The sequence below is a fragment of the Pseudomonas sp. TH43 genome (genome assembly GCF_016650635.1).
Classification (GTDB): Bacteria; Pseudomonadota; Gammaproteobacteria; order Pseudomonadales; family Pseudomonadaceae; genus Aquipseudomonas.
Genome location: NZ_JAEKFI010000004.1, coordinates 1,991,789 through 2,017,610, shown reverse-complemented (window position 1 = coordinate 2,017,610; position 25,822 = coordinate 1,991,789). Strand labels below are relative to the sequence as shown.

At 59.8% G+C, this 25,822-nt stretch carries 21 protein-coding genes; 11 read left to right on the top strand and 10 right to left on the bottom strand.

Translation table 11 applies throughout. The annotated features are described in order from the left end of the window. The first annotated feature begins 115 nt into the window (after positions 1-115). A complete protein-coding gene (locus JFT81_RS25520) occupies positions 116-2,209 on the top strand; it encodes a TonB-dependent siderophore receptor (protein ID WP_201229918.1) in 2,094 nt (697 codons plus the stop codon). 185 nt (positions 2,210-2,394) lie between these two features. On the opposite strand, the gene JFT81_RS25515 is transcribed toward JFT81_RS25520, so the two are convergent. From JFT81_RS25515 to aguB, 3 genes are all read right to left on the bottom strand, one after another. Then, entirely contained in the window at positions 2,395-2,607 is a 213-nt protein-coding gene (locus tag JFT81_RS25515; protein WP_007961849.1) for a hypothetical protein, read from the bottom strand. Between the two features lie 245 nt (positions 2,608-2,852). Continuing rightward, positions 2,853-3,959 (bottom strand): agmatine deiminase, encoded by a 1,107-nt coding sequence (gene aguA / locus JFT81_RS25510; protein WP_201229917.1) that lies wholly within the window; start codon positions 3,957-3,959, stop codon positions 2,853-2,855. Between the two features lie 5 nt (positions 3,960-3,964). Further along, the gene (aguB, locus tag JFT81_RS25505) at positions 3,965-4,843 is read right to left on the bottom strand and encodes an N-carbamoylputrescine amidase (protein ID WP_201229916.1); all 879 of its coding nucleotides are present in this window, start codon (positions 4,841-4,843) and stop codon (positions 3,965-3,967) included. A gap of 484 nt (positions 4,844-5,327) precedes the next feature. Here aguB and JFT81_RS25500 point away from each other — a divergent pair, with 484 nt between their 5' ends. Then, positions 5,328-6,263 (top strand): transposase, encoded by a 936-nt coding sequence (locus JFT81_RS25500; protein WP_201202023.1) that lies wholly within the window; start codon positions 5,328-5,330, stop codon positions 6,261-6,263. A 52-nt stretch (positions 6,264-6,315) separates the two neighbouring features. On the opposite strand, the gene JFT81_RS25495 is transcribed toward JFT81_RS25500, so the two are convergent. Further along, positions 6,316-9,228: an aminotransferase gene (locus JFT81_RS25495; RefSeq protein ID WP_201229915.1), complete on the bottom strand. Its 2,913-nt coding sequence runs from the start codon at positions 9,226-9,228 to the stop codon at positions 6,316-6,318. 168 nt (positions 9,229-9,396) lie between these two features. Here JFT81_RS25495 and rfbC point away from each other — a divergent pair, with 168 nt between their 5' ends. The 4 genes from rfbC to JFT81_RS25475 are packed head-to-tail and all read left to right on the top strand — an operon-like array spanning position 9,397 to position 13,627. Then, a complete protein-coding gene (rfbC, locus tag JFT81_RS25490) occupies positions 9,397-9,942 on the top strand; it encodes a dTDP-4-dehydrorhamnose 3,5-epimerase (RefSeq protein ID WP_127925462.1) in 546 nt (181 codons plus the stop codon). A gap of 42 nt (positions 9,943-9,984) precedes the next feature. Beyond that, the gene (locus tag JFT81_RS25485) at positions 9,985-11,793 is read left to right on the top strand and encodes an ATP-binding protein (RefSeq protein WP_201229914.1); all 1,809 of its coding nucleotides are present in this window, start codon (positions 9,985-9,987) and stop codon (positions 11,791-11,793) included. Continuing rightward, entirely contained in the window at positions 11,790-13,175 is a 1,386-nt protein-coding gene (locus JFT81_RS25480; protein WP_201229913.1) for a sigma-54 dependent transcriptional regulator, read from the top strand. The genes JFT81_RS25485 and JFT81_RS25480 overlap by 4 nt, the downstream gene beginning before the upstream one ends. Continuing rightward, positions 13,172-13,627 carry a YiiD C-terminal domain-containing protein gene (locus JFT81_RS25475; RefSeq protein WP_201229911.1) on the top strand — a complete coding sequence of 152 codons (456 nt, stop codon included), beginning with the start codon at positions 13,172-13,174 and terminating at the stop codon, positions 13,625-13,627. The genes JFT81_RS25480 and JFT81_RS25475 overlap by 4 nt, the downstream gene beginning before the upstream one ends. A 177-nt stretch (positions 13,628-13,804) precedes the next feature. On the opposite strand, the gene cysQ is transcribed toward JFT81_RS25475, so the two are convergent. Next, entirely contained in the window at positions 13,805-14,632 is an 828-nt protein-coding gene (gene cysQ / locus JFT81_RS25470) for a 3'(2'),5'-bisphosphate nucleotidase CysQ (RefSeq protein ID WP_201229910.1), read from the bottom strand. Between the two features lie 11 nt (positions 14,633-14,643). Next, entirely contained in the window at positions 14,644-15,210 is a 567-nt protein-coding gene (gene nudE / locus JFT81_RS25465) for an ADP compounds hydrolase NudE (RefSeq protein ID WP_201229909.1), read from the bottom strand. Between the two features lie 88 nt (positions 15,211-15,298). On the opposite strand from nudE, the gene yrfG reads away from it, so the two are divergent. After that, positions 15,299-15,961 carry a GMP/IMP nucleotidase gene (gene yrfG, locus JFT81_RS25460; RefSeq protein ID WP_201229908.1) on the top strand — a complete coding sequence of 221 codons (663 nt, stop codon included), beginning with the start codon at positions 15,299-15,301 and terminating at the stop codon, positions 15,959-15,961. A gap of 131 nt (positions 15,962-16,092) precedes the next feature. Here the strand turns inward: yrfG and lysM are convergent, their stop codons facing one another. Beyond that, a complete protein-coding gene (lysM, locus tag JFT81_RS25455; protein ID WP_201229907.1) occupies positions 16,093-16,533 on the bottom strand; it encodes a peptidoglycan-binding protein LysM in 441 nt (146 codons plus the stop codon). A 138-nt stretch (positions 16,534-16,671) separates the two neighbouring features. Here lysM and JFT81_RS25450 point away from each other — a divergent pair, with 138 nt between their 5' ends. The 4 genes from JFT81_RS25450 (at position 16,672) to JFT81_RS25435 (ending at position 21,665) form a co-directional block, all read left to right on the top strand. Continuing rightward, positions 16,672-17,559 carry a LysR family transcriptional regulator gene (locus tag JFT81_RS25450; protein WP_201229905.1) on the top strand — a complete coding sequence of 296 codons (888 nt, stop codon included), beginning with the start codon at positions 16,672-16,674 and terminating at the stop codon, positions 17,557-17,559. Positions 17,560-17,651: 92 nt separating this feature from the next. Next, positions 17,652-18,491, top strand: a complete 840-nt coding sequence (gene fdhD, locus JFT81_RS25445; protein ID WP_201229903.1) for a formate dehydrogenase accessory sulfurtransferase FdhD — start codon at positions 17,652-17,654, stop codon at positions 18,489-18,491. Continuing rightward, a complete protein-coding gene (locus tag JFT81_RS25440; protein WP_201229901.1) occupies positions 18,488-20,836 on the top strand; it encodes an FdhF/YdeP family oxidoreductase in 2,349 nt (782 codons plus the stop codon). The genes fdhD and JFT81_RS25440 overlap by 4 nt, the downstream gene beginning before the upstream one ends. 346 nt (positions 20,837-21,182) lie before the next feature. Further along, positions 21,183-21,665, top strand: coding sequence for a glycine zipper domain-containing protein (locus JFT81_RS25435; protein ID WP_201229893.1), 483 nt, complete (start codon positions 21,183-21,185; stop codon positions 21,663-21,665). A gap of 90 nt (positions 21,666-21,755) precedes the next feature. Here the strand turns inward: JFT81_RS25435 and JFT81_RS25430 are convergent, their stop codons facing one another. The 3 genes from JFT81_RS25430 to JFT81_RS25420 all read right to left on the bottom strand — a co-directional run bounded on the left by JFT81_RS25430 (position 21,756) and on the right by JFT81_RS25420 (position 25,714). Next, positions 21,756-22,190 (bottom strand): thioesterase family protein, encoded by a 435-nt coding sequence (locus JFT81_RS25430; protein ID WP_201229891.1) that lies wholly within the window; start codon positions 22,188-22,190, stop codon positions 21,756-21,758. A 144-nt stretch (positions 22,191-22,334) separates the two neighbouring features. Further along, positions 22,335-23,561: a 3-hydroxyacyl-CoA dehydrogenase gene (locus JFT81_RS25425; protein WP_201229890.1), complete on the bottom strand. Its 1,227-nt coding sequence runs from the start codon at positions 23,559-23,561 to the stop codon at positions 22,335-22,337. Between the two features lie 215 nt (positions 23,562-23,776). Then, on the bottom strand, positions 23,777-25,714 hold the full coding sequence (locus JFT81_RS25420; RefSeq protein ID WP_201229888.1) for an ATP-dependent DNA helicase RecQ: 1,938 nt from the start codon (positions 25,712-25,714) through the stop codon (positions 23,777-23,779). Positions 25,715-25,822 lie beyond the last annotated feature (108 nt).

Genomic DNA, 25,822 nt, shown 5'->3' with positions numbered 1-25,822 from the left:
ACACAAGTTGAAACAATGAGATCAGGGAACTTTTAGGGAATCATTAACGAAAGTAAATGCAAAGCATTACCATTCGCGCGTTCGTATTCTTCCACCCTTTCGGATGCGCTTTTCAATGCCTGCCCCGTTCCGTCTTACGCCCGTGACCCTTGGGCTTTCCGCTTTTCTGTCGAGTGGTTTTGCCTACTCTGCGACTGAACTTCCCGCCACTGCGATCAGCGCCGAAGCGCAAGCCGACGATCCGCGCGTGAAAGTCAGCAACACCGCAACCCGCACCTCGACTCCGGTGCGCTACGTGCCGCAAGCCATCGACTCGATCAAAACCTCGAACGTCGCCAGCTACGGCACCAACGACATCAGCGACGCCTTGAGCGGGATGCCCAACGTCAGCAGCAGCGCCGATACGCGCTTCGACAGCCTGCGCATCCGTGGCTTCGACGCCAGCAACGACTTCTATCTGGACGGCATCCGCGACGACAGCCAATACAAGCGCGACCTGCACAACATTGAACGCGTCGAAGTTCTCAAAGGCCCGGCCGCCGTGCTCTATGGCCGTGGCAGTCAGGGCGGGATCGTCAACCGTGTCAGCAAGATGCCGGAAGCCGGCCGCCGCTCGACCATCGAAGCGCAGGGCGGCAGCGAAGATCTGCGCAGCCTGTACGCCGACCTCAGCACTGACCCGAGCGAGAACATCAGCCTGCGCCTGAACATGGGCAACATGGATGAAAACAGCTTTCGCGATGGCGTCAGCGGTAATCGTCAACTGTTCGCGCCATCGATGAGCTGGCAACTGACACCCGACCTGAACTGGTTGGTGCAATACGAGTACAGCCGTTACAACCGCACCCCGGATCGCGGCATTCCCGGCGTCAACGGGCGTCCAGCCGATGTCGGCCGTGACACCACTTATGGCAACGATCACGACTTCATCGACGACAAGTCACAATCCCTGCGTTCGAAACTCACTTATGAAATCAACGACAACTGGCAGCTGCGCCAGACCCTTGGTGTGTTCAAGCTCGACAGTGATTTCGACAACACCTACCTCACCGGTTACACACCCGCCACCCGCCAGGTCACGCGCCAGCACTGGCAGCAGGACCTGACCACCCGCAACGTTTACAACAACCTCGAACTGGAAGGGGGTTTCGATACGTTCGGACTTGAGCATCGCCTGCTCACCGGTGTTGAAACCGGCAGCCAGCGCCGTGACCCGACGCTGTACAACGCCGCCACTGGCAGAACCCCGGGGGCACGCCCGGTGCCGTCGCTCGACCTGTACAACCCCAATCGCGACCTGCGCCACACCGGCAGCATGCAAGTCTCCAGCAGCAGCCACACCGTAGTCGAAAGCCGCGCAGTGTACGTCCAGGATCAACTGCGCCTGAACGATCAATGGCAACTGCTCGGCGGTCTGCGTTACGACACCTTCGACATCGAGTCGACCAACAAGCTGCGCAACATGTCCGAAGATCGTGACAGTCACAGCACCAGCCCACGCGTAGGCCTGGTCTGGACGCCGCTGCAGAATCACTCGTTCTACGCTTCGTGGTCGAAGACCTTCTCGCCGGTGGGCGGTGGCCTGATCGGCATCACCCCGGGCGCCGCCGGCAACACCAACGACCTCAGCCCCGAGCTGACCAAGCAGAAAGAAATCGGCGTGAAAAGTGATTGGCTCGATGATCGCCTGAGCACCACGCTGGCGATCTATGACCTGGAGCTCTACAACCGCCGCACCACCGATCCAAACGATCCGACCCTGACCGTGATGTCCGGCCTGCAACGCTCTCGCGGGATCGAGTTGACCGCGACTGGCAACATCGTCGGTAACTGGTACGTGCGCGGTGGCGTCGGTGTGCAGGATGCGACCATCGAGAAGGACAACAACGGCCTGGAAGGCAAACGCATCAACAACGTTGCCAAGCACAACGGCAGCCTGTTCCTGACCTGGAAACCGGAGATGGGCTGGTACGGTGAGACCGGCCTGACGCTGGTCGGCCAGCGTTATGCGGACAATGCAAATACCACCGTGTTGCCGGGGTATGGCCGCTGGGATGCGCTGGTGGGCTACCGCATGAAAGATTGGGATTTGCGTGCGGCGCTGAACAACATTACCGATCGTGATTACTACGCGTCGGCGACGAGCCAGTATCAGATTCAGCCAGGCGCGCCACGTAGCGTCGTGATGACCGGCACCTATAGTTTCTGATTTCACAGAAATCCTGTGGGAGCGAGCCTGCTCGCGAAAGCGTCGGGTCAGCCGGCATCGTCCTTACCTGACCAGCGCATTCGCGAGCAGGCTCGCTCCCACATTGAATGGGTCTGTACAAAATAACCGTGCATAAAAAAGCGCCGCCATCCCGGCAGCGCTTTCACCAATCCTTATTGTTTTTCTTATCCTTCCATCACAGCCCACAACGCTTCCAGTTCTGCCTCGCTGAACAGGCCAGCGGGGTAGCGCTCGATCATCATCCGGCGCGGATCAGGTTCCCTGATCTGACGCGTTCCATTGGACTTCAAAAAGTGCGCGACAATCTGGAGCGATTCGCCGTTTACGGCCATGGGATGCAAAGTCCGCTCGCTGACTACGTTCACTTCGGCGTTCATTCCAGCGCTCTCTCCCCGTTCGTGAGCGGCTACGTTATCCAAGGTTTGTGACAGAACTGTTGAAGTTCCTCCCCCTCCCTAGTGCCTCCAGTCGAATACAAGAGCTATGCCAATGTTTCGCATTTGTCGACAAGCGGATACAAAGAAGCCCGCAGTCCTGACGGGCTGCGGGCTTGTTTTCATACATAGCGAGCTAATCATTGCCCGGCCGATTTATTAATCAACTCAAGCTGTTACGACTCAACTCACTCTTTGTGCGGTGCTGGCTGTTGTTGGGTAAGGCAGTGAATATTGCCGCCACCCAGTAACAGTTCACGGCCGGGCACCATCACCACTTCGTGCTGCGGGAACAGGTTCTGCAGAATTTCCTTCGCCGGAGCATCCATCGGATCGTCAAAGCTCGGCGCGATGATGCCGCCGTTGACGATCAGGAAGTTCACGTAGGAACCGGCCAGACGCACAGACGGATTACGCTCCTGCGTGCCGTCCACCGGATCGACGCCAGCGCACTCTTCTTCGGTCGCGTACAGCGGCCCCGGAATCGGCATCTTGTGCACCGTGAATGGGCGTCCCTTGGCGTCGGTGCTGCTTTGCAGCACTTTCATCGCCGCCTGGCAGCGCGGGTAGTTCGGATCCTGTGGATCGTCAGTCCACGCCAGCAACACTTCCCCCGGACGCACGTAGCAGCAGAAGTTATCCACATGGCCGTCGGTTTCATCGTTGAACAAACCGTCCGGTAGCCAGATGATTTTATCCACAGACAAATTGGCGCTGAGCACCGCTTCGATTTCTTCGCGGCCCAAATGCGGGTTGCGATTACGGTTGAGCAGGCACTCTTCGGTGGTGATCAGGGTGCCTTCGCCGTCGACGTGAATCGAGCCGCCTTCAAGCACAAAACCTTCGGTGCGATAGCGCGGGCTGCGCTCGATTTCGAGAATCTTGCCTCCCACTTGCGAGTCACGATTCCACGGCGAGTACAGACCACCGTCGAAACCACCCCAAGCATTGAAGTCCCAGTTCACACCACGCACTTCGCCGCCGTTGTTGATGACAAACGTCGGGCCGCTGTCGCGAACCCAGGCATCATCGCTGGACATCTCGACCACGCGGATATTCGGCACGTCGAGGCGCGCGCGGGCGTTTTCGTACTGGCCGGCGGACACGGCAACGGTCACTGGCTCGAAACGCGCGATGGCTTTGGCCACTGCCGCGTGTGCGGCTTGCGCCGGTTTGCCGCCCAGACGCCAGTTATCCGGGCGCTCGGGCCAGATCATCCAGGTTTGAGTTTGTGCTGCCCACTCGGCCGGCATGTAGAAGCCGTCGGCGCGTGGGGTACTTTTCAATGTGGTCATCGGGATCAGGACTCCAGGGAACCGTCGAGGGTTTTCAACGCGCCGTACAGATTTGGCCGGCGGTCACGGAATGAACCCCACGCGCTGCGAATATGTTCCAGCTCGTCGAGGTTGAAAGTGTGCACAAGAATACCTTCTTCGGTTTTATTCAGCTCCTGCACTTTTTCGCCGAACTGGTTGGCGATGAACGAAGAGCCGTAGAACGTGATGTCGTAGCCGTCCTGCTCTTCATTGCCGATTCGGTTGCTGGCGATCAGCGGCATCAAGTTAGCGCCGGCATGGCCCTGTTGCACGCGCTGCCAGTGATCGCGCGACGAGATGGTCTTGTCGTGCGGCTCGCTGCCGATTGCAGTTGGATAGAAAAGGATTTCCGCACCTTGCAGCGCCATCGCCCGCGCGGCTTCCGGGAACCACTGATCCCAGCAGATGCCGACGCCGATTTTCGCGTAACGGGTGTTCCATACCTTGAAACCGGTGTCGCCCGGGTTGAAGTAGTACTTCTCGTGATAGCCCGGGCCGTCCGGGATATGGCTTTTACGATAAATCCCGAGGTTGCTGCCGTCGGCGTCGATGATCGCGATGCTGTTGAAGCGTGCACGCCCGGCCAGCTCGTAGAAGCTGATCGGCAGCACCACCTGCAGCTCTTTGGCGATTTTCTGGAAATGTTTGATCGCGACGTTTTCTTCCACCGTCGTGGCCAGTTGCAGATAGTCCGGATTGGGTTTCTGGCAGAAGTACGGCGCCTCGAACAGCTCCTGGATCAGGATGATCTGCGCGCCTTTGGCAGCAGCTTCGCGAACCAGCCTTTCAGCGATTTCGAGGTTGGCTTGCAGATCCCACGAACAGGCCATCTGAGTGGCGGCGACGGTAACGATACGGCTCATGAATCATCTCCGGGCAAGTGCTTTGACGGTCGACAATTCGACCGAAAAGAAAAACGCGCGCACCGGACAAGAGATCGCCATGCCGGAGCAATGGCGACTTTATAGCCGATAAATATCGGCTTTAAAAGCTTGTTAATCTCCTTCTGTCTAAATAAACCCAAAAAATACCGATATAAATCCAACTAAAAACCCAGAACAACGGTGGGAGCGAGCCTGCTCGCGAAGGCGGCGTGTCAGTCGACCTAATCAGTGACTGACATATTGCATTCGCGAGCAGGCTCGCTTGTATGTTTAGACTTGAAGGGGTGGGCGGGACTACAGACTCGATTCTGACTCTGACCAGTACAGACCGTGGGAGACTTCTCGTCCCGCCCTTTCTACCCAAAGCGCCGATAAGGAATTCATCGGTAAACCGACGATAGAGACAAGCCAGCGCAACGGTAGACCCCAACAAGCTCTTAAACCCTAGCTCCGAGGATTCGTCATGACAATCCTTACTTCGCAGACGGTTGTTGGTATCGATATCGCCAAGGCCGAAGTCGTTGTCTATCGTGCTGACCTGGAAACAATTGAGTCGGTCAAAAATGATCGAGCCGCCCTCAAACGTTGGCTCAAAACTTTGCCTGCGCAAAGCGCTATCGCTGTTGAAGCCACCAACATCTACCACTTGGAGACTGTTGATCTGGCTCATGCGATGGGGCATCAGGTCTATGTCGTAGATGCTTATCGAGTTAGCCATTATCGTCGCGGGGTCGGTCAACGGGCCAAAAATGATCCCTGCGATGCCCGCGTGCTCGCGCGTTATTTGACGAATGAGCAATGTAAATTGCGGCTTTGGAACCCGCCACCCAAGGCCTATACCGTACTGAAAAGCTTGCTGCACAGACGCGCGACGTTAATTCAGAACCATACGGGGCTTATGTTGAGCTGGGCCGATGAACCCTTGCTGAAAAAAGAGCGTGCCGCTCAGCAAAAAGCATTCGAACGATCCGATCAGGTCATTCAGAAACTGCTGCGCAAGGTCAGCAAAGAGGCGGGTATTGAAGACAATATTGACCGCTGCAAAGCGATTGAAGGCGTGGGAGAACTGACGGCGACTGGGTTGGCAACGACCTATATGCGCGGTGACTTTGCCAATAGCGATGCCTTTATCGCGTTTTTGGGTATGGATCTGACAGTGGACGATTCGGGTAAAAAGAATGGCCCGAGATTCCTGACCAAAAAAGGAGACCCGGAGATCCGTCGGTTGACGTACAACGCCGCGATGGCGGCGAGTCGCTCAACGAAGTGGAAACCATTTTACGAGTCTTACCTGGCCAGAGGCTTCTCGAAAACACAGGCGTTAGTGGCCCTTGCTCGCAAGCTCTGTCGAGTGGCATTCGCCCTGATGAAAAATCAGGGCGAATACCGATTAGCCTGAGATTTTAGGGTTGCTGGCCAACATAGAATCTCCCACAGGGGATTTGCAGGGTTTACAGGCCTTCGGTGAGCACCCAATCAAGCATTTCGACGAAGAAGTCGACACTTCGGCGCGAGGTCACCATCGGCGGTTTGATCTTGAGGATGTTCAAGTCATCGCCGGTCGGCTGCATGAAAATGCCCAGCTCGCGCAAGCGATCGCACAGCAATGCGGTCTCCTCGGTCGCTGGCTCCAATGTCTCGCGGTTGCGGATCAGCTCCAGGCCCAGATAAAACCCGGAACCATGCACCGCGCCAACCAACGGATGTTTATCGATCAACGCTTCGAGCCGTGCTTTGAAGTGACCGCCGACCACCTGAGCGTTCTCCCAGAGTTTTTCTTCCTTCATGACATCCAGCACCGCCATGCCGATCTGGCAACTGACCGGGCTGCCACCAGCGGATGAGAAGAAGTAACCCTCGGCCTCCAGCGCCTCGGCAATCTCCCGGCGGGTGATCACCGCACCCAAAGGCTGGCCATTGCCCATGCCCTTGGCCATGGTGATGATGTCCGGCACCACACCCTGCTCCTCAAAGCCCCAGAAGAAATGCCCCATGCGCCCGTAACCGACCTGCACTTCGTCGGCGATGCACACCCCACCCTGCGCACGCACCCGCGCATACACCTGCTTCAGATAGCCCGGCGGCAGCGAGATGCCACCGGCATTGCCGTACACCGGTTCGCAGATGAACCCGGCCAGTTGACGTTTCTGCTCGGCGATTTTTGCCAGATGATGCTCGACGCTGCGCACGTAGTCCGGCGCTGAATCGAGGCCACGGAATTCACCGCGATACATGTTCGGCGCCGGAACGGGATGCACCCAGTCCGGGCGGCTTTCGAGGGCTTTCGGGTTGTCGGCAATCGAGGTCGACACCGCATCGGCGCCAACCGTCCAGCCGTGATAGGCCTCAAGCACGCTGATCATGTCGCGCCCGCCGCTGTAGGCCCACGCCAGACGAATCGCCAGGTCATTGGCCTCGCTGCCGCTGTTGACCAGAAACACCCGATCCATGCCCTCCGGTGCCAGCTTCAGCAAACGTTCGGAAAACTCGGCGACTGCTGCATAGTTGAATCGCGAGTTGGTATTGAGCAACGACCACTGCCGCGCCGCGACCGCCGCCATGCGCGGGTGACCGTGACCGAGCACTGCGACGTTGTTGAGCATGTCGAGATAGGAGCGGCCCTGCATGTCGATCAGGTGATTGCGCCAGCCGCGTTCGATGCGCGGCGGGTCCACGTAGTAGTGTTTTTGCGTACGGGCGAAACTGGCGTCGCGCCGTTCCAGCAGGGTTTTCGCATCCAGCTCCGGCTCGGCATCGCACGCCAGCCCCAACAACATGGCCGGCGATGGGCACAACGCCTGCCAGGCAGGCGCACGCGATGGCGTGCAGAACAGCGGAGCCTGAAGCTGCGCGCCTCGGCTCAACTGCACGAGCAACGGGCCGCTGACCGCACCCAGCACCTGCCCTTTGACCAGTGCAGCGCCGCTGTGCACCGAGGGCGTCACACCCCACAGACGCACGCTGAGCTGCGATCCATCCAGTTGCAGCACACCGTCTGCCACCTGATGAAGCACGCCGGCAAACGGCGATTCCACAGCGCTGCCATTCGGTACGCGCAATTCGACATGCAACGGGAAGCTATCTGGCTCCTCGGCACTATCGGGCCGGGTGCGCGACAAACGGTATTGGCCATAACGGCTCGCTGCCAAGCCGTGGACCGCCGCAGCTTCGTTCAAAAGACGCTGGTCGATGCCCTCCTGCTCCCAGTTCCCCGCCTCAAAATGCGGGCTGAGGACACCGAGGTCGATCAGCGCGAATTCACGCCCGACCAGACTCGGCAGCAACGGCGCAAAACCGTCACTGTCGATCACCGGCAATGGCAGGCCGACGGCAGTGAGAATCGCCGCCTCCATCAACGCCAATGGCACCGACGTGGCCACGTGGAAAATCTCCCACTCATGGCTGAGATTATCGCGGCTGTAGGTATTCGCGGGATCGATGCTGACCTGCTGCTCGCCGCTGAGCACCAGTACCGCCGCCCGCGCAACGATCAATGGCCACAAGGCTTGCAGTTCTTCGCGTTGCAGCGGGTTGACCGCGTGATACGCCTGGACTGCCGGCAGGATGACAAACGGATCGCCACCGGCGTGATGCAGCAATGCGGCACAGGTCACCGACAGATCGGTGATGCGCCAAGTACGGATCAGGTCACCGAAATCGATCACCCCTTGTAACTGCCAGTGGCGCTGCGCGTCGCGCTGCCAGACGGCGTTGTCGTCGGTGATGTCCATGTGAATCGCCTGCACCGGCAGCTTGTCGAGCAGTGGCTGCAAACGTCGCTCGGCCTGTTCGGCGGCTTCGGCGATCAATGCTCGCTGCTGCTCATCCTTGATCACCGGCAGCAGATGACTGATCAGCGCACTGGCGTGGCGCGCGTCCCACTGCAATGTGCGCTCCAGGCCCGGATGATCGAAGCCGGCCAGGGCCAGATCCATTTCAGCGCAAAGACGCCCAAACCGCGCCACCACTTCCTGACCCAGATGATCCAGATGAGTCAGTGGCTGGCCTTCGATGTAATCGAGCAAGCGCACATGCACCGCCTCGCCGCCGACTTGAAGCGACAGCAGATCGGCACCGTTATTGGCCGCGATCACCCGCGGCACTTTCACCGTCGAATGCTCGGCCAGAAACTTCAGGCCCGCATGCTGGGCCTGTAACTCGACAAGGGCGTAATCACCACGACAGATTTTCAGCACGAACCGCCCGCGCGGGCTGTCGACGCGGTAGTTGAGATCCTGCTGGCTGCCAAGCGCCTGCAATGTGCCGCTAAGCCCGTAATGCTCTGCCAGCCATTGCTGGGCCTGCTCTGCAGAAACCTGCGGGCTGGGCAAACTGGCGCGATGAATCAACGTGGCGAGCGGCATGAAACGACCCCTGAAATTTTATTAGGCGCTTATATCGCCATTGCTTCAAAGGATGCGCAAGCCCTAACGGTTGCTACGGCGGATCCGCATATTTGTATTTGAACACTCGCGCCCTCTGGCACTTTGCGCAAGAATGTCAGCCATTCAAACCTGTCTATGGAAATCCTCATGAATGTAATCACCACCGATTTGCCCGGTGTTCTGATCATCGAACCGAAGGTGTTCGGTGACGAGCGCGGTTTCTTCTACGAGAGTTTCAACGCCAAGTCCTTCCAGGACGCCACCGGACTGGACACTCAATTCGTCCAGGACAACCATTCGCGCTCGCAAAAAGGCGTATTGCGTGGCCTGCATTACCAACTGCAAAACACCCAGGGCAAACTGGTACGTGTGACCGTCGGTGAAGTGCTCGATGTGGCCGTCGATATCCGCCGCAGCTCGCCGCATTTCGGCAAGTCTGTGGCCGTGCGTCTTTCTGCTGAAAACCACCGTCAGCTGTGGGTGCCAGAAGGTTTCGCCCATGGTTTCGTGGTGTTGAGCGAGTTCGCTGAGTTCCTCTACAAGACCACCAACTACTATGACCCATCGTCCGAGCGCAGCATTCGCTGGGATGACCCTGCTCTGGGGATCGACTGGCAACTGGACGAAGCGCCGAAGCTGTCCGCCAAGGATCAGGCTGCCGCGTTGCTCAAGGACGCTGACGTCTTCGCTTGAGCCTAGGCATAATGCGCCTGTCCCCACAGGCGCATCCGGCTCATGAAACCATCCCTTCCCCGCAGACCTCGCTGGCGCAGCCTCGCCCTTCTGGCCCTGTGTCTGGCGCCGCTGCTGTGGCCGCTGGAGCATCTGGCCGAGCGCTATTACCGCAGCGAACTGGCCGGGCAAAACCGCCAGACCCTCGACCTGTACGTCGCCAACCTGCTGGGCACTCTGCATCGCTATGAAGTGTTGCCGCAAATCCTCGGCGACCTGCCGGCCCTGCGCGCCGTGCTCGGGGCGCCGGACGATGGTGTCACACAGGGCAATGCCAACCGTCTGTTGAAAAACATCTCGGCACAGACCGGCGCCGAAGTGATGTACCTGATGGACACCAACGGACAGACCCTGGCGGCGTCGAACTGGGACAAACACGACAGTTTCGTCGGCCGTAATTTCTCCTTCCGTCCTTATTTCAGCGAAGCCATGGCCGGGCGTCTCGGACGCTTTTTCGGCCTTGGCACCACGTCGGCCAAACGCGGTTACTTCTTCGCCGCCGCCGTGCGCAACGGCGAAAAAATCATCGGCGTGCTGGTGATAAAAGTCGACCTCGACCATACCGAAAGTCTGTGGGGCAAAACCCCGGAACAATTGCTGGTAACCGACCACAACGGCGTGGTCATCCTCACGTCGCGCCCGGAATGGCGCTTCCGTTCGACACGCGTCTTGAGCGACGCCGAGCGCTCGGCGATCACCGCGATCCAGCCTTATCCGACTCGCGAACCGCGCCCGCTCAACCTCAGCCCCGATGCCTGGTTGACGCAGACCCACGACATCGCCGAAACCGGCTGGAGCGTCAGCATCCTCGCCCCGCGCACATTGATCGACCGGCCGGTGCGCACCGTGGTTGCCATCGGCGGTGCGACGCTGTTGGTGTTAATGCTGTTGCTCGGTCTGATGATGCAGCGCCGTCGCCACTATCTGGAGCGCATCGATTTTGAAGCCAAGGCGCGACGAGAGCTGGAAGGTCGAGTCGCCGAGCGCACCAGCGATCTCGAAGGTCTCAACCGTCGGTTGAAGCAGGAAGTGCTGGAACGCGAAACGGCGCAACAGGAGTTGGTCCGCGCTCAGGACGATCTGGTCCAGGCCGGCAAACTGTCAGCGTTGGGCACGATGTCGGCGAGCATCAGCCACGAACTTAATCAGCCGCTGGCGGCGATCCGCAGCTACGCGGAAAACGCCGAAGTGTTGCTTGACCATCAGCGCACCGACGACGCGCGTGGCAACCTCAAACTGATCAGCGAACTGACCGGGCGCATGGCCTCGATCATTGCCCATTTGCGCGCCTTCGCCCGCCGCGATCGCCACGCGCCGGAAAGCGTCGCCCTGCAACCGGCGTTGGACGATGCACTGGCCTTGCTGGCCAAACGTCGCCGCAGCATGGAGGTCGAGCTGATTCGCGACCTTCCCGCTGCCACGTTGTGGGTCGAGGCCGGCGAAACCCGCTTGCGCCAGGTGCTCGGCAACCTGCTGGCCAACGCCCTCGATGCCCTCACCGAAAAAGGCCCGCCGCGCAAATTGTGGTTGAGTGCCGAATCCACCGCCGAAGGCGTCAATCTGTACATTCGCGACAACGGTCCAGGGTTCTGCATGGAAGCCCTCGGCCGCGCCAGCGAGCCTTTCTACACCACCAAGACGCGCACGCAGGGCCTTGGTCTGGGATTGGCGATTTGTGAAACCCTGATGCGCGCCTTCGGCGGCGAACTGTCGTTCGCCAACCACAAGCAAGGTGGCGCCTTGATTACCCTGCGCCTGCGCGCCGGCGCGCCCGGAGTCAGCCTGCAACCGTCCGAGGATCGAAGTGCATGACCATCGACAATCGCATTCAGGTGGTGTTGATCGATGACGATCCGCACTTGCGTCAGGCTCTTGGGCAGACCCTGGATCTGGCCGGTCTGAAAATTCTGCCGCTGTCAGAAGCCAAAGGCTTGGCCGGGCAACTGGAGCGCGACTGGCCGGGCGTGGTGGTCAGCGACATCCGCATGCCGGGCATGGACGGTCTGGAGTTGCTCAGCGAATTGCACGCCCAGGATCCAGAGTTGCCGGTGCTGCTGATTACCGGGCACGGCGACGTGCCGCTGGCGGTGCAGGCGATGCGTGCCGGCGCCTATGACTTCCTCGAAAAACCCTTTGCCAGCGATGCGCTGCTCGACAGCGTGCGCCGCGCGCTGGCCCTGCGCCGCCTGGTGCTGGACAACCGTAGCCTGCGGCTGGCCCTGAGTGACCGCAATGAATTGAGCGCGCGGCTGGTCGGCCACTCAACGCCGATGCTGCGCCTGCGCGAGCAGATTGGCGCGCTGGCCGCGACCAAAGCCGACGTACTGATCCTCGGCGAAACCGGTGCCGGGAAAGAAGTCGTCGCCCGCGCACTGCATGATTTATCCAGCCGCCGTAATGGCCCGTTCGTGGCGATCAACGCCGGTGCGCTGGCCGAATCCGTGGTGGAAAGCGAACTGTTCGGGCACGAACCCGGCGCGTTCACGGGCGCGCAGAAACGCCGGATCGGCAAGTTCGAATTTGCCAATGGCGGGACGCTGTTCCTCGATGAAATCGAAAGCATGAGCATGGACGTGCAGGTGAAGTTGCTGCGCATGTTGCAGGAACGTGTGGTTGAGCGGCTGGGCGGGAATCAATTGATCCCGCTAGACATCCGCGTCATCGCCGCGACCAAGGAAGACTTGCGCCAGGCTGCCGATCAGGGCCGCTTCCGCGCCGACTTGTATTACCGCCTCAACGTCGCGCCGCTGCGTATTCCGCCACTGCGCGAACGTGGCGAAGATGCGCTGGTGCTGTTCCAGCATTACGCCGATGAGGCCAGTGCCCGCCACGGTCTGCCGCCGCACGAACTGCAACCGGCGCAACGCGCCTTGCTGCTGCGCCACACTTGGCCAGGGAATGTGCGCGAGCTGCAAAATGCCGCCGAACGGTTCGCCCTCGGCCTGGAACTGGCGCTGGATTACAGCGCTGCCGAAGGTGGTAGCGGCGCGACAGTTGAGGTCATCGACGGTGGCCTCAGCGAGCAAGTGGAACACTTCGAGAAATCGCTGATTGCCGCCGAACTGGCGCGCTCCCACAGTTCGGTGCGCAGCCTCGCCGAAGCGCTGGGAATTCCGCGCAAGACCCTGCACGACAAGCTGCGCAAGCACGGTCTGAACTTCGGCGACAGCAGCCATGGGGATGAGAACGAATGAGCACAGACAGTCGCTATCTGGAGTCGGTGCTCCATCACGACATTCCGCTGACCCGAGACATGGGCCTTCGGGTGCTCGATTGGCGCGAGCAGCAATTGAGCCTGTATTTGCCGCTCGATCCCAACGTCAACCACAAGAGCACGATGTTCGGCGGCAGTCTCTATTGCGGCGCGGTACTGGCCGGCTGGGGCTGGCTGCATCTGCGCTTGAAGGAAGAAGGGATCACCGACGGGCACATCGTGATTCAGGAAGGGCAGATCAGTTATCCACTGCCGGTGACGGGGAATGCCACGGCGATTTGTCCGGCGCCGGATGCACTGGTGTGGAAAAGGTTTTTGGCGATGTATCAGCGGTATGGGCGGGCGCGGTTGGTGTTGCAGACGCGAATCGTCAATGTCGGGAGTGATATCGATGCGGTGACGTTTAGTGGCCAGTATGTTTTGCACCGCTGACAATCAAAAGCCCCTCACCCTAGCCCTCTCCCGCAGGGAGAGGGGACTGACCGGGTTGTTCTCTCGATTTGCATCGACCTGAGATATCGAGTCGAACTCAGGTTTTGAAGCGCATGAAGATCGGCTCCCTCTTCTGGGGGAGAGGGCTGGGGTGAGGGGAAGTCTGGATCAGCTCACTTAACCCCGCGCCAACTCCAACAACTTCGCCCGCCAGGCAGCCTTCGCCGGCAGCGCCAGAAAGAACTCGTTCAACAATGATTCGCGCGCCGGGTAACTGAACGCCTCACCGCGCAAATCCAGTACCTCACCGCCCGCGCCTTCCAGCACACCCTGTGCCGCCGCCGTGTCCCACTGAGAGGTCGGCGCCAGGCGTGGATAGCAATCCGCCGCACCCTCTGCCAACAAGCAAAACTTCAACGAACTGCCGATATTGGCCAGTTGCAGCTCACCCAGGCTGGCGCTCAGCCCGGCCAGCAAACGCTCCTGTTCAGGGCTGGAATGCCGGCGGCTGGCGACGACCGTGAACGCCTCTCCCGGCCCGGGTACATCCCGCACCTGAATCGAAACCGGCGTGCCGTCCTTGTCGCAACGCCATGCGCCGAACCCCGCACCACCGACGTAATAACGGCCGTTGGTCGGCATCGATACCACACCAAACACCACTCGACCGTTTTCGATCAGCGCGATGTTGACGGTAAATTCTTCACTGCCGCTGATAAATTCCTTGGTGCCATCCAGCGGATCCACCAACCACCAGCGTTGCCAGCCAGCGCGCACGCTCTGCGGGATATTGGCGTCCTCTTCGGACAGCACCGGAATGCTCGGATCCAACGCAATCAACCCGGCCACGATCACGTGGTGCGCGGCCAGATCCGCAGCGGTCACTGGCGAGTCATCGGACTTGGCCGTGACTTCGACCCCGGAGCGCCAGAACGGCAAAATCGCCTCGCCGGCCTGCAATGCCAGCTCAACCACTGGCGCCATCAACGGGTGGGGAAAATTCATCGACATCTCACTCATAACTGAAAGAACCCGCGCTGAGTCAGCAGATCGCGAGCCAAATAAAGCGCCGCCAGTGCGCGGCCTTCGGAGAATTGCGGGTTCTGCGCCAGCATCGCCAAGTCGCGCAGGTTGACCTTGTCGACCCGCATCGGCTCGGGCTCGTCGCCCTCCAGATGCTCTTCGTACAGATCGGTGGCCAGTACCACCTGGATTTTCTGGCTCATGTAACCGGGCGACAGCGACAGCTCGGTCAGGTGTTCCAGTTGCCGCGCACCAAACCCGGCCTCTTCCTTGAGCTCACGCTCAGCCGCCGCCAGTACATCTTCGCCCGGTTCGATCAAACCTTTAGGCAAAGACAGTTCGTACTCGTCAGTCCCGCCGCAATACTCCTCGACCAGCACCGCGTGTTCAGCGTCGAGCATGGCCACGATCATCACCGCGCCATATCCAGCGCCCTTGCCGACCAGACGCTCGTAGGTGCGCTCCACACCGTTGGAAAAACGCAGCTTCAGTTCTTCAACGCAGAACAGACGACTGGTGGCGACGATCTCGCGGGCAAGTACGGTGGGTTTCTGGCGCATGCAAAGCTCCTTGGCGTGAACGCGCTACTATAACGCGGCTTTCCCGATTGTTTACGTCGGATATCTTTCTACCGTTCGAGACGTTGCCATGCCTTCTTTACCCTGGTCCGACATCGATACCGTTCTGCTGGACATGGACGGTACGTTGCTCGATCTGCACTTCGACAACCATTTCTGGCTTGAACACCTGCCCCAGCGCTACGCCGAGCTGCACGGGATAAGCCGGGCCATGGCCGAGATGGAATTGCAGCCGCTGTTCGAGCGTCATGCCGGTCAGTTGCAGTGGTATTGCCTGGACTTCTGGAGTGCCGAGCTGAAGCTGTCGGTGCGCGAGCTGAAACAGGAGACTGCACACCTGATCGCCTTGCGGGCCGATGCCGATACCTTTCTGGAAGCGATCAAGCGAGCTGGCAAGCGGGTGATCATGATTACCAATGCGCACCGCGATTCGCTGTCGCTGAAATTGGAACGGATTGAACTGGCACCGTATTTCGAGCGCCTGATCAGCTCGCATGATTACGGTTATCCCAAGGAAAACCCGCAGTTCTGGGATGCCTTGCAGGCAGATATCGGCTTTGACCCGGCGCGCAGCCTGTTCATCGACGACACCTTGCCGATCCTGCGCAGTGCGCGGGATTTTGGCGTGGCACATTTGCTCGCCGTGAAAGAGCCGGACAGCCGCAAGGGGCCGAAAGATACCGCCGAATTTGCGGCGGTCGAAGACTACCGCGACCTCATCTGCAACCTATGAACATCCATTGTGGTGAGGGGATTTATCCCCGTTGGGCCGCGTAGCGGCCCCCTATTTTGTCACTTGGAGAAGCAAGGGAACTGCTATGCAGTCCAACGGGGATAAATCCCCTCACCACAGGATCTTGCAGATTACTCAGGAATGCGCAGGGTCTGGCCTGGATAGATTTTGTTCACGTCCTTGAGCATCGGTTTGTTGGCGTCGAAGATTTTTTGATACTTGTTGGCGTCACCGTACACACGCAGAGAAATCGCGCTGAGGGTGTCGCCCGACTTGACCACAACAAATTGCGCGGCCATCACAACCGGCCCGCTAACGGTGATCTGATCATCCACACTGCCAACCCCGGCAATGTTGCCCAGCGCCAGGAGAATTTTTTCTTTCTCTTCCTGACTTGCGACTTCACCGGTGACGGTGACTTTGTCGCCATCTACCGTCGCCTGTACATTCGGATTGCCCAGACCGACCTTGTCGATATGCTCCTTCAACTGCTCACTGGCATTGGCGTTGCCCGGGGTCAGCAGATCGATCAGCTTCTCACCGGCTTCTTTCACAAAGCTCAAAAGACTCATAGCGCACACTCCTTGATTTGGGTTCCAGACGTCCAAGCCTAGACCACGATGGCCAAACCCGGTTCCAAGCCGACCAATGACCCCACCGTCGCCCAAACGGTAGAATCGCCCACCCAGCCAACACCCTCCGGAGCGAAGATGGACATCAAGCAGCTGAAATTCCTCATCGCCCTCGACGAAACCCGCCACTTCGGCCAGGCCGCCGCGCGTTGCCACATCACTCAGCCGACCCTGTCGATGCGCCTGCGCAGCCTGGAAGAAGAACTCGACCTGCCGCTGGTCAACCGAGGCCAGCGCTTTGAAGGTTTCACCGCGCCGGGCGAGCGCGTGCTGGCTTGGGCGCGCGCGGTGTTGGCCGCTTACGACGGTTTGTATGCGGAGGCAGGCGCGTGTCGCGGCAATCTGATCGGTACGCTGCGTCTGGGCGTGGTGCCGCTGTCGAGTTTCGATCCGTTGCCGCTGATGCAACGCCTGCACAGCGAGCACCCGAATCTGCGCTTCGAAATGTCGGCGTTGAGCTCCGAGCAAATCCTTGAACACCTGGCGAACAACCGCCTCGATGTTGGCGTGTCCTATCTCGACCGCCTGGACAACGAACGCTTCGAGGCCCTGGCTTTCAGCGAAACCCGCATGGGCCTGCTCTACGACCAGCGCTCCTTCAGCTTCGGCGAGGCGCCGTTGAGCTGGCAATCGCTGATCGAACTGCCGTTGGGCATGCTCACCAGCGGCATGCATTTTCGCCAGTCCATCGACCATAACTTCCACAGCCGTGGCCTTACCCCGCAACCGTTGCTGCAAACAGATGCCGTCCATCAATTGTTACAAGCCGTGCACGGTGGCTTTTGCTGCGCGATCATGCCGCTGGAAGGCGGTCTGGAAAAACTCACCGATCACCTGCGTCTGCAACCCATCGAAAACGCGCAAACCCTTGCACCACTGGGGCTGATCATGCGCCGCAGTGCTCCGCGTTCGGCGCTCGCCGAGGCCTGTTTCGCGCTGTATCAGAAATCGCCAGGGGCTTCTTGATCGACGCCATCTATCGATAGATCGACAGTAGCGATTAGACGCGACAACTTGCCGCGCCTAGTCTTAACGTTGATCAATCCGTTGGTGATGCCATGAACGCCAAGCGCCCAGCCTGCGCGGCGCCTGCACTCGAAACGCCCGCGCCCGCCGCCAGCCAGACCTACAGTTACAGCGATCTACCCCGTGAGGAATCGGCCAGCACCGCGCTGGCCGAGGAAGTTGCGCTGGCGATCGCCTACAACGGCATCAGTCAGGCGGTCATGCTGGTGACGCCAACCGACCTTGAAGACTTCATCGTCGGTTTCAGCCTCGGCAGCGGCATCATCGAGGACGCCACCGACATCTATGACCTGCAACTGAGCGGCGCAGGCTCGGCGCAATACGCGCAAGTGACCATCGCCAATCGCGCCTTCTGGAACCTCAAGACCCAGCGTCGGCAACTGGCCGGCACCAGCGGTTGCGGCCTGTGTGGCGTCGAAGCGGTGGAACAGGCGCTGCCCGATCTCAAAGTGCTGCCCGGCGCGCCATTGCCACCGATTGAATGGCTGGACGGTTTGCGCCAGCGCATCGGCGCATTCCAGCCACTCGGCCAGTATTGCGGCGCGGTGCACGCGGCGGTGTTCATGAACGCCAGCGGCGAATTGCTGCTGGGGCGCGAAGACATTGGCCGGCACAACGCCCTCGACAAACTGATCGGCGGGCTGATCCGACAACAGATTTCCACAGAGGGCGGACTGGCAATTGTCACCAGCCGTTGCAGCCTCGAATTGATCCAGAAAGTCTTGCGCGCCGGCATCCAGACCCTGGTCAGCCTGTCCGCACCGACGGGCCTCGCCGTGCAATGGGCGCGGCGACACAACCTCAATCTCATCCACCTGCCGCAGAAAAGTGCGCCGCGGGTGTATAGCCCCGCGATGGAGAATCAAGCGTGAGCCAACATCATCAAGCCGACCAGAAACCTGTCCCGCGCTACAAGCCTTATAAAGGCGCAGCCGGCGGCTGGGGCGCCCTGATCAGCGTGGCCCAGGCCTGGTTGACCAGCGACAACGCCCTGAAAAACCTGCGCATGATGCTCAAGACCAACCAGAACGGCGGCTTCGACTGCCCCGGTTGCGCGTGGGGTGATTCACCGGAAAGCGGCATGGTGAAATTCTGCGAGAACGGCGCGAAAGCGGTGAACTGGGAAGCGACCAAGCGCCGCGTGGACGCCAAGTTCTTCGCCAAGCACAGCGTGACCTCGTTGCTGGAGCAGAGTGACTACTGGCTGGAGTATCAGGGCCGTCTGACCGAGCCGATGGTCTACGACGCTGAAACCGATCGCTACAAACCGATCAGCTGGGATGACGCCTACACGCTGATCGCCCGGCATCTGCAAAGCCTGCCGAGCCCCGATCAGGCCGAGTTCTACACCTCGGGTCGCGCCAGCAATGAAGCGGCGTATCTGTATCAACTGTTCGTCCGCGCTTTCGGCACCAACAACTTCCCCGACTGTTCGAACATGTGCCACGAGGCCAGCGGCGTGGCCCTGGCGCAAAGCGTCGGTGTCGGTAAAGGCACCGTGACCTTCGATGACTTCGAACACGCCGACGCGATTTTCGTCTGGGGTCAGAACCCTGGCACCAACCACCCACGCATGCTTGAACCGTTGCGTGAGGCGGTGAAACGTGGCGCGCAAGTGGTGTGTATCAATCCGCTCAAGGAGCGCGGTCTGGAACGCTTCCAGCACCCGCAACACCCGATCGAGATGCTCACCAACGGCGACAAGCCGACCAATACCGCTTATTTCCGCCCGGCACTCGGCGGCGACATGGCGCTGCTGCGCGGCATGGCCAAGTTCCTGCTGCAATGGGAGCGCGATGCGCAGAAGGCTGGCGAACCCGCTGTGTTCGATCACGATTTCCTCAATGAGCACAGCGCCAACGTGCTGGAATACCTCGGTGTCGTCGACGACACACCGTGGGAGCAGATCGTCGAGCAATCCGGCCTGACACTGGTCGAGATCGAGCAAGCCGCACGAATGTACGCCAAGGGCAAAAACGTGATCATGTGCTGGGCGATGGGCATCACCCAGCATCGGCACTCGGTGCCGACCATCCAGGAAATCGCCAACCTGATGCTGCTGCGCGGCAACATCGGCAAACCAGGCGCGGGCCTGTGCCCGGTGCGCGGCCACAGTAACGTGCAGGGTGACCGCACGATGGGCATCAACGAGCGTCCGCCGGTGGCATTCCTCGATTCGCTGGAGCGTCGCTTCCAGTTCAAAGTTCCGCGCCACAACGGCCACAACGTGGTCGAGGCGATCCATGCGATGGCCGAAGGTCGCGCCAAAGTGTTTATCGGTCTGGGCGGCAACTTCGCCCAAGCCACGCCGGACAGCCCGCGCACGTTCGAAGCGTTGAGCAATTGCGACCTGACCGTACAGATCAGCACCAAACTCAACCGCAGCCACCTGGCTCACGGCAAAGACGCGTTGATCCTGCCGTGCCTCGGCCGCACCGACATCGACATCCAGACCGAAGGCCCGCAAGCCGTCACCGTGGAAGACTCGTTCAGCATGGTCCACGCCTCCAACGGCCAGTTGCAGCCGCTGTCGAACCAGATGCGTTCGGAACCGTCGATCATCGCCGGCATCGCTGCCGCGACCTTGGGCAGCAAACCGGTGGACTGGAACTGGCTGGTGGCCGACTACCGGCGCATTCGCGATTTGATCGCCGACACCATCCCGGGCTTCAAGGAGTTCAACGAGAAGGTCAAGAATCCGGGTGGTTTCTACCTCGGCAACAGCGCTGGCGCGCGCAAATGGAATACGCCGTCGGGCCGCGCCAATTTCCGCGCGAACCTGCTGCCCAAGGATCTGGTTCACGAACGCACCCGCGCCACTGGACAACTGCCGGACTTGATCTTGCAATCGATGCGTTCTCACGATCAGTACAACACCACGATTTATGGTCTCGACGATCGTTATCGCGGGGTGAAAGGCCAGCGTGATGTGCTGTTTGCCAACGAGGCCGACATCATTCGCCTGGGCTTCCGTCCGGGGCAGAAGGCTGACATCGTTTCGATCTGGGATGATGGTCGCGAGCGTCGAGTGAAAGGCTTTACGCTGCTGGCGTTTGATATCCCTGCCGGGCAGGCTGCTGCGTATTACCCGGAAGTGAACCCGCTGGTGCCACTGGAAAGCACCGGGGATGGCAGCCATACACCGACGTCGAAGTTCATTGCGATCCGGTTGGAAGCGGCGAGTGAGACCGGGTTGATCATGGCCAAATCTGCTTAACCGGGCGCTTCCACTGGCCCTTTCGCGAGCAGGCTCGCTCCCACATTGGATCGCGGTTCATTGGTATGAACGCGGTCAACTGTGGGAGCGAGCCTGCTCGCGAAAGCGGTAGGACATTCAATACATCTCTGCGCACTTGTACTTTTCAACCGCCCACAAAAAAGGCCGCTTTTTCACAAAAGCGGCCTGTCCGAAGTAGTTAAAGACCGGCAAAAATCAGTTAAGTTCCGCATATAAAACAGCCACTTGCAGAATTGTATACAAGTCGTGTTATTCGTCGGATTTAGATTGTCACGCTTGTTACACAGCCTCAGGATCGGCGCCGTCATCCCTTTGAGGCTCTTCTATGAAGTTCTCCCAGATTCTCTTGTTGTCCCTTGGCCTGGTCAGTGGTTTTGCTTCCGCAGGTGGCACCACCGAAGCAGGTGTGGGCGGCGCGTTGGGCGGGGTTCTTGGCTCGGTCGTCGGTCAGTCTTTAGGCGGCAATACAGGTTCCACCATCGGCGCAGCCCTGGGCGGCGCGGGTGGTAGCGCGGTTGGCGCCAACAAACACAGCCGTGGCGAAGCGGCCATTGGCGGTGCATTGGGCGCAGCCGGCGGTAACGTGGTCGGCCGCAGCATGGGCGGCACCACCGGCAGCCTGATCGGCTCCGCAGCCGGCGGCGGCGCTGGTGGCGCGCTGGGCAACTACATGGGCAACAAGAGCAACGACGATGATCGTCGCTATGATCGCGGCCGTGACGACCGTCGCTACTATCGCGATGACCACCGTGGTCGCGGCCATGCCTATGGCCATCGCAAGCATCACAACTACTATCGCCACCGCTGATAGCTGATTGGCGACAGGTAGATCGAAAGATCGCAGCCTGTGGCAGCACCTACACCTGTAGGAGTTGCCGCAGGCTGCGATTTTTTTGCTTTATTCCACCACCAAACGCTCCAGCGCCTGACGCAACTGTGCAGGAATCGGCACCGGCTGATTGCTCGCCCGATCAACAAACACGTGAACGAACCGCCCGGCCGCACAGGCTTCGCTTTCACCGACCTTGAACACCGCCAGTTCGTATTGCACTGAACTGTTGCCCAACTTGCCGACCCGCAGACCGATCTCGATCAGATCCGGGAATGCGATCGACGCAAAGTAATCACACGCCGAACTGACCACGAACCCCACCACCTCTCCGTCATGGATATCCAGACCGCCAACCTGGATCAGGTACGTGTTCACAGCCGTGTCGAAGAAGCTGTAGTAGGTAACGTTATTGACGTGGCCGTAGGCGTCGTTGTCGTGCCAGCGCGTAGTGATGGGCTGGAAGTGAGGGTAGTCGGTGCGTTGCGGCATGGGGCTGGACATCGATCTGCGATTCCTCAAGAAAGTTTGGCGAGTCTAATTTAAAACCGTGACGTGGCCTTCGTGAGCAGGCTCGCTCCGACATTTTAAAATGCGCTCTCCTGTGGAGCGAGCCTGCTCGCGAAGGTGTCAGCAGCGCCGCCAGACTTAACGATCTGCAAACCCCTTGCCCTGCACCGCCAGCTCGCCAATCAACCGCGCCGGCTTCCACTGATCGCCCTGCCGTGTCTCCAGCGCCAGCAAGCGCTGATGAATATCCGCCATCCCCTGCTGATCCGCCCAGGCCATCGGCCCACCCTTGTCGGCCGGAAAGCCGTAGCCGTTCAGATAGACCAGATCGATGTCATGCGCAGACTCGGCAATGCCTTCCTGCAGGATCTTCGCGCCTTCGTTGACCAGTGCCAGCAGGCAACGCTCGACAATCTCCTCCGGGCCGATCTCTCGGCGCTGAAAGCCCAACCCTGCGCTGACCTGCAGCACCAGCGCATCGACCTCGGGATCGTGCTCGGCCTGACGACTGCCCGGCTCGTAATGGTAATAACCATTGCCGGACTTCTGTCCAAACCGGCCCATTTCGCACAAGCGGTTATCCACCTGAACCTCGGGGGCATCCTGCCCCTGGCCGGCCAACTCACGCGCGCGCCACTCCAGATCAATGCCGACCACGTCGTACATGCGAAACGGGCCCATGGCAAAACCGAAACTCTGCAACGCAGCATCGATCTGCTGTGGATAAGCACCTTCAAGCAGCATCTTGCGCGCCTCGAGCACATACGGATGCAGCATGCGATTGCCGATAAAACCGTGGCAGTTACCCGACACCACGCTGACCTTGCCCATGCGCTTGCCCAGCGCCAAAGCAGCCTGTAACACCGCTGGCGAAGTCCGCGCACCACGAACGATTTCGAGTAGTTTCATGATGTGCGCCGGGCTGAAGAAATGCAGACCCAGCACTTGCTCAGGACGCTGGGTAGCCGCCGCGATCGCATCGATATCCAGCGCCGAGGTGTTGCTCGCCAACAACGCTTGAGGTTTCAGCAAACCATCCAGTTCACGGAAGATTTTCTGCTTGAGTTCCAGGTTTTCGTACACCGCTTCGATGACCAGATCGACGTTGCGGATCGCCGCGTAATCCGCTGCTGCGCTGACCCGAGCCAGGCGCGCATCGGCCTCGGCCTGATCGATCCGCCCCTGCCGCACGTTGTGTGCATAAGTATCGGCCACGGTGGCCAGCGCCTGTTCAAGCATCTGTGGATTGTTATCCACCCACTGCACTGCCACGCCGGCGTTGGCCAGGCACATGACGATGCCACGGCCCATGGTGCCCGCGCCAATCACGGCGGCGTGCTGGATATCGAAGGATGTCTGGCTCATGTTGTTCTCTTGTTGGCGATCCAAAGACTGGTCTCACCATAGTTCAGCCAACGACGCTTTTTGAAGTTTATTACGGTGATGATCGACATTCAGCAGATGGATAAAACCTTCTGCTTGCCGCGATTCCTGCAGGAGCAGAGCTTGCTCGCGAAAGCGATCTATCAGTCAACAGCTCTGTTGGCCTGTGGCGGCCTCTTCGCGAGCAAGCTCTGCTCCTATAAGGCATTGAGGTGTTCCTGAGCCCAGTGGCGGACTTCGGCGTAGGGGTATCCTTCGAGGGTTGCATAGCCAGCAATCGTCCGCGCCTTGAGCTTCGTGAAGAGCGGCACGCTGATCCCGCACAGAAACCGTGTAAGCCGCTCCGCTGTCGGAATACTGCCGGTGTGTTGCTCATGCCTGTGGATAAAATCTCCGCACAGCGCCGTGAAGTTTTTATCCACAAGCGCGGGCAATTCCGGCGGGGCAGGCAAATGGGCAACCTGCCCATGACACACCGAGCAATGCCCACACCGTTCAGGTGCATTGTGGTCACCAAAGTACTCGGCCAAGCGATAACCCAGGCAACGCTCGGTGGCGAATACTTCGAGCATCGCGTGAATCCGCGCGACTTCGGTCTGTTCATGTCGGGTGAAATAGTCGTGCAGCTCAGCGCTCAAAACGCCGCTGTCGAACTCACTCTGCAACAGGCTGTAGACCTCGGTCATCTGCTTGCTCTCAAGCTCGACCCAGCCCTTCTCCTGAAAATAATCCAGCGCCTTCACCACCCGGTTGCGTTCCGCCGAATACTGCTGGTACATCGCCTCGAAACTTACCGTGGCCCAAGTGCGTGCGCGACTTGATGTCTGAATGATTGCCGCGACGAAATCTCTGCGCTCACCCTCGAAACGCTCAAGCAAGGCTTCAGGCTCCAGCAGGTATTTGAAACGGTACTCGGCGTAATAGGCGTAACGCGGCGCGATCAATCCGCGCAGCTCAAGCTGCACCAGCAAGGTCTTCAGCGGCAACGCGCGAATGTTGCTCTGATCCGCCAACGGCCCGAGCAGAAACTCCCACTGCCCTTCAGGCACCGACGCCTTCAGTTCATCGAGCACATAGCGAATGCCGTCGCGCTCCGGTGTATCGCCGTAGACGAAGTTTTCCAGCACGTTGAGGCTGTCGCGGTTGGCCAGTACCAGACAATCCGACGGCTGCCCGTCACGTCCGGCACGGCCGATTTCCTGGCTATAGTTTTCGATCGATTTGGGCAAGTCGAAGTGCACGACATTGCGGATGTCGCTCTTGTCGATGCCCATGCCGAAAGCGATGGTCGCGACGATGCAATTGGACTGCCCGGCCATGAAGCGTTTCTGAATGCCTTCGCGCTGATCGTGAGGCAAACCGGCGTGATAGGCCTCGGCCTGAATCCCGTTGCGACCCAGGTGTTCGGCGATGTGCTCAGCGGTTTTCTGCAAGGTGACGTAGACAATGCTCGGCTGCCCTGGTCGCGCCGCCATCCACTCCACCAGGCGTCGGCGCTTGTCCTGACCGCGCACTGGCTCCACCAGCAGATTGAGGTTGGGCCGGTAGAAACCGGTGGTGACCACATCCTCCGGGGCGATGGCGAATTTGGTCTGCATGTCGGCGATCACTTTCGGCGTCGCCGTAGCCGTCAGCAGCAAGGCCTGCGGGATATTGAACTGGCGTTGGTAGTCCGGCAGCTTGAGGTAGTCGGGGCGGAAATTGTGGCCCCATTCCGAGATGCAGTGCGCCTCGTCCACCACCAGCAACGAGATCGGCACCTGCTGCAAAAAGTTGCGGAAGCGCTCGTTCTTCAAGCGCTCCACGGAAATCATCAGGATCTTCAATTCGCCCGAACGGGCGCGGGCCATTACATCATTGGCGTCGTCACGGCTCTGCGCCGAATCGATACTGCCCGCCGAAATGCCATGGCGTTGCAGGAACGCCAAATGGTCTTGCATCAGCGCCAACAGTGGCGAGACCACCAGCGTCAGATTGGGCAGCAACAACGCCGGTAATTGGTAGCAAAGGGACTTGCCGGAACCGGTGGGGAAAATCGCCGCCGCCGAGCGCCCGGCCAGCACCGCACTGATCGCGGCCTCTTGTCCGGGTCGAAACTGTGGATAACCAAAAACCTGTTCCAGGGTGTTGTGCATTCGCTGTCACTCCTTTGACCGCTGCCATGCCAACAGCCTAGCGGGCGATCGCAGCGAGTCGAGAAAAGGTCGGGGGCCAAATCGATTCGGAATGATACAGCGATTACT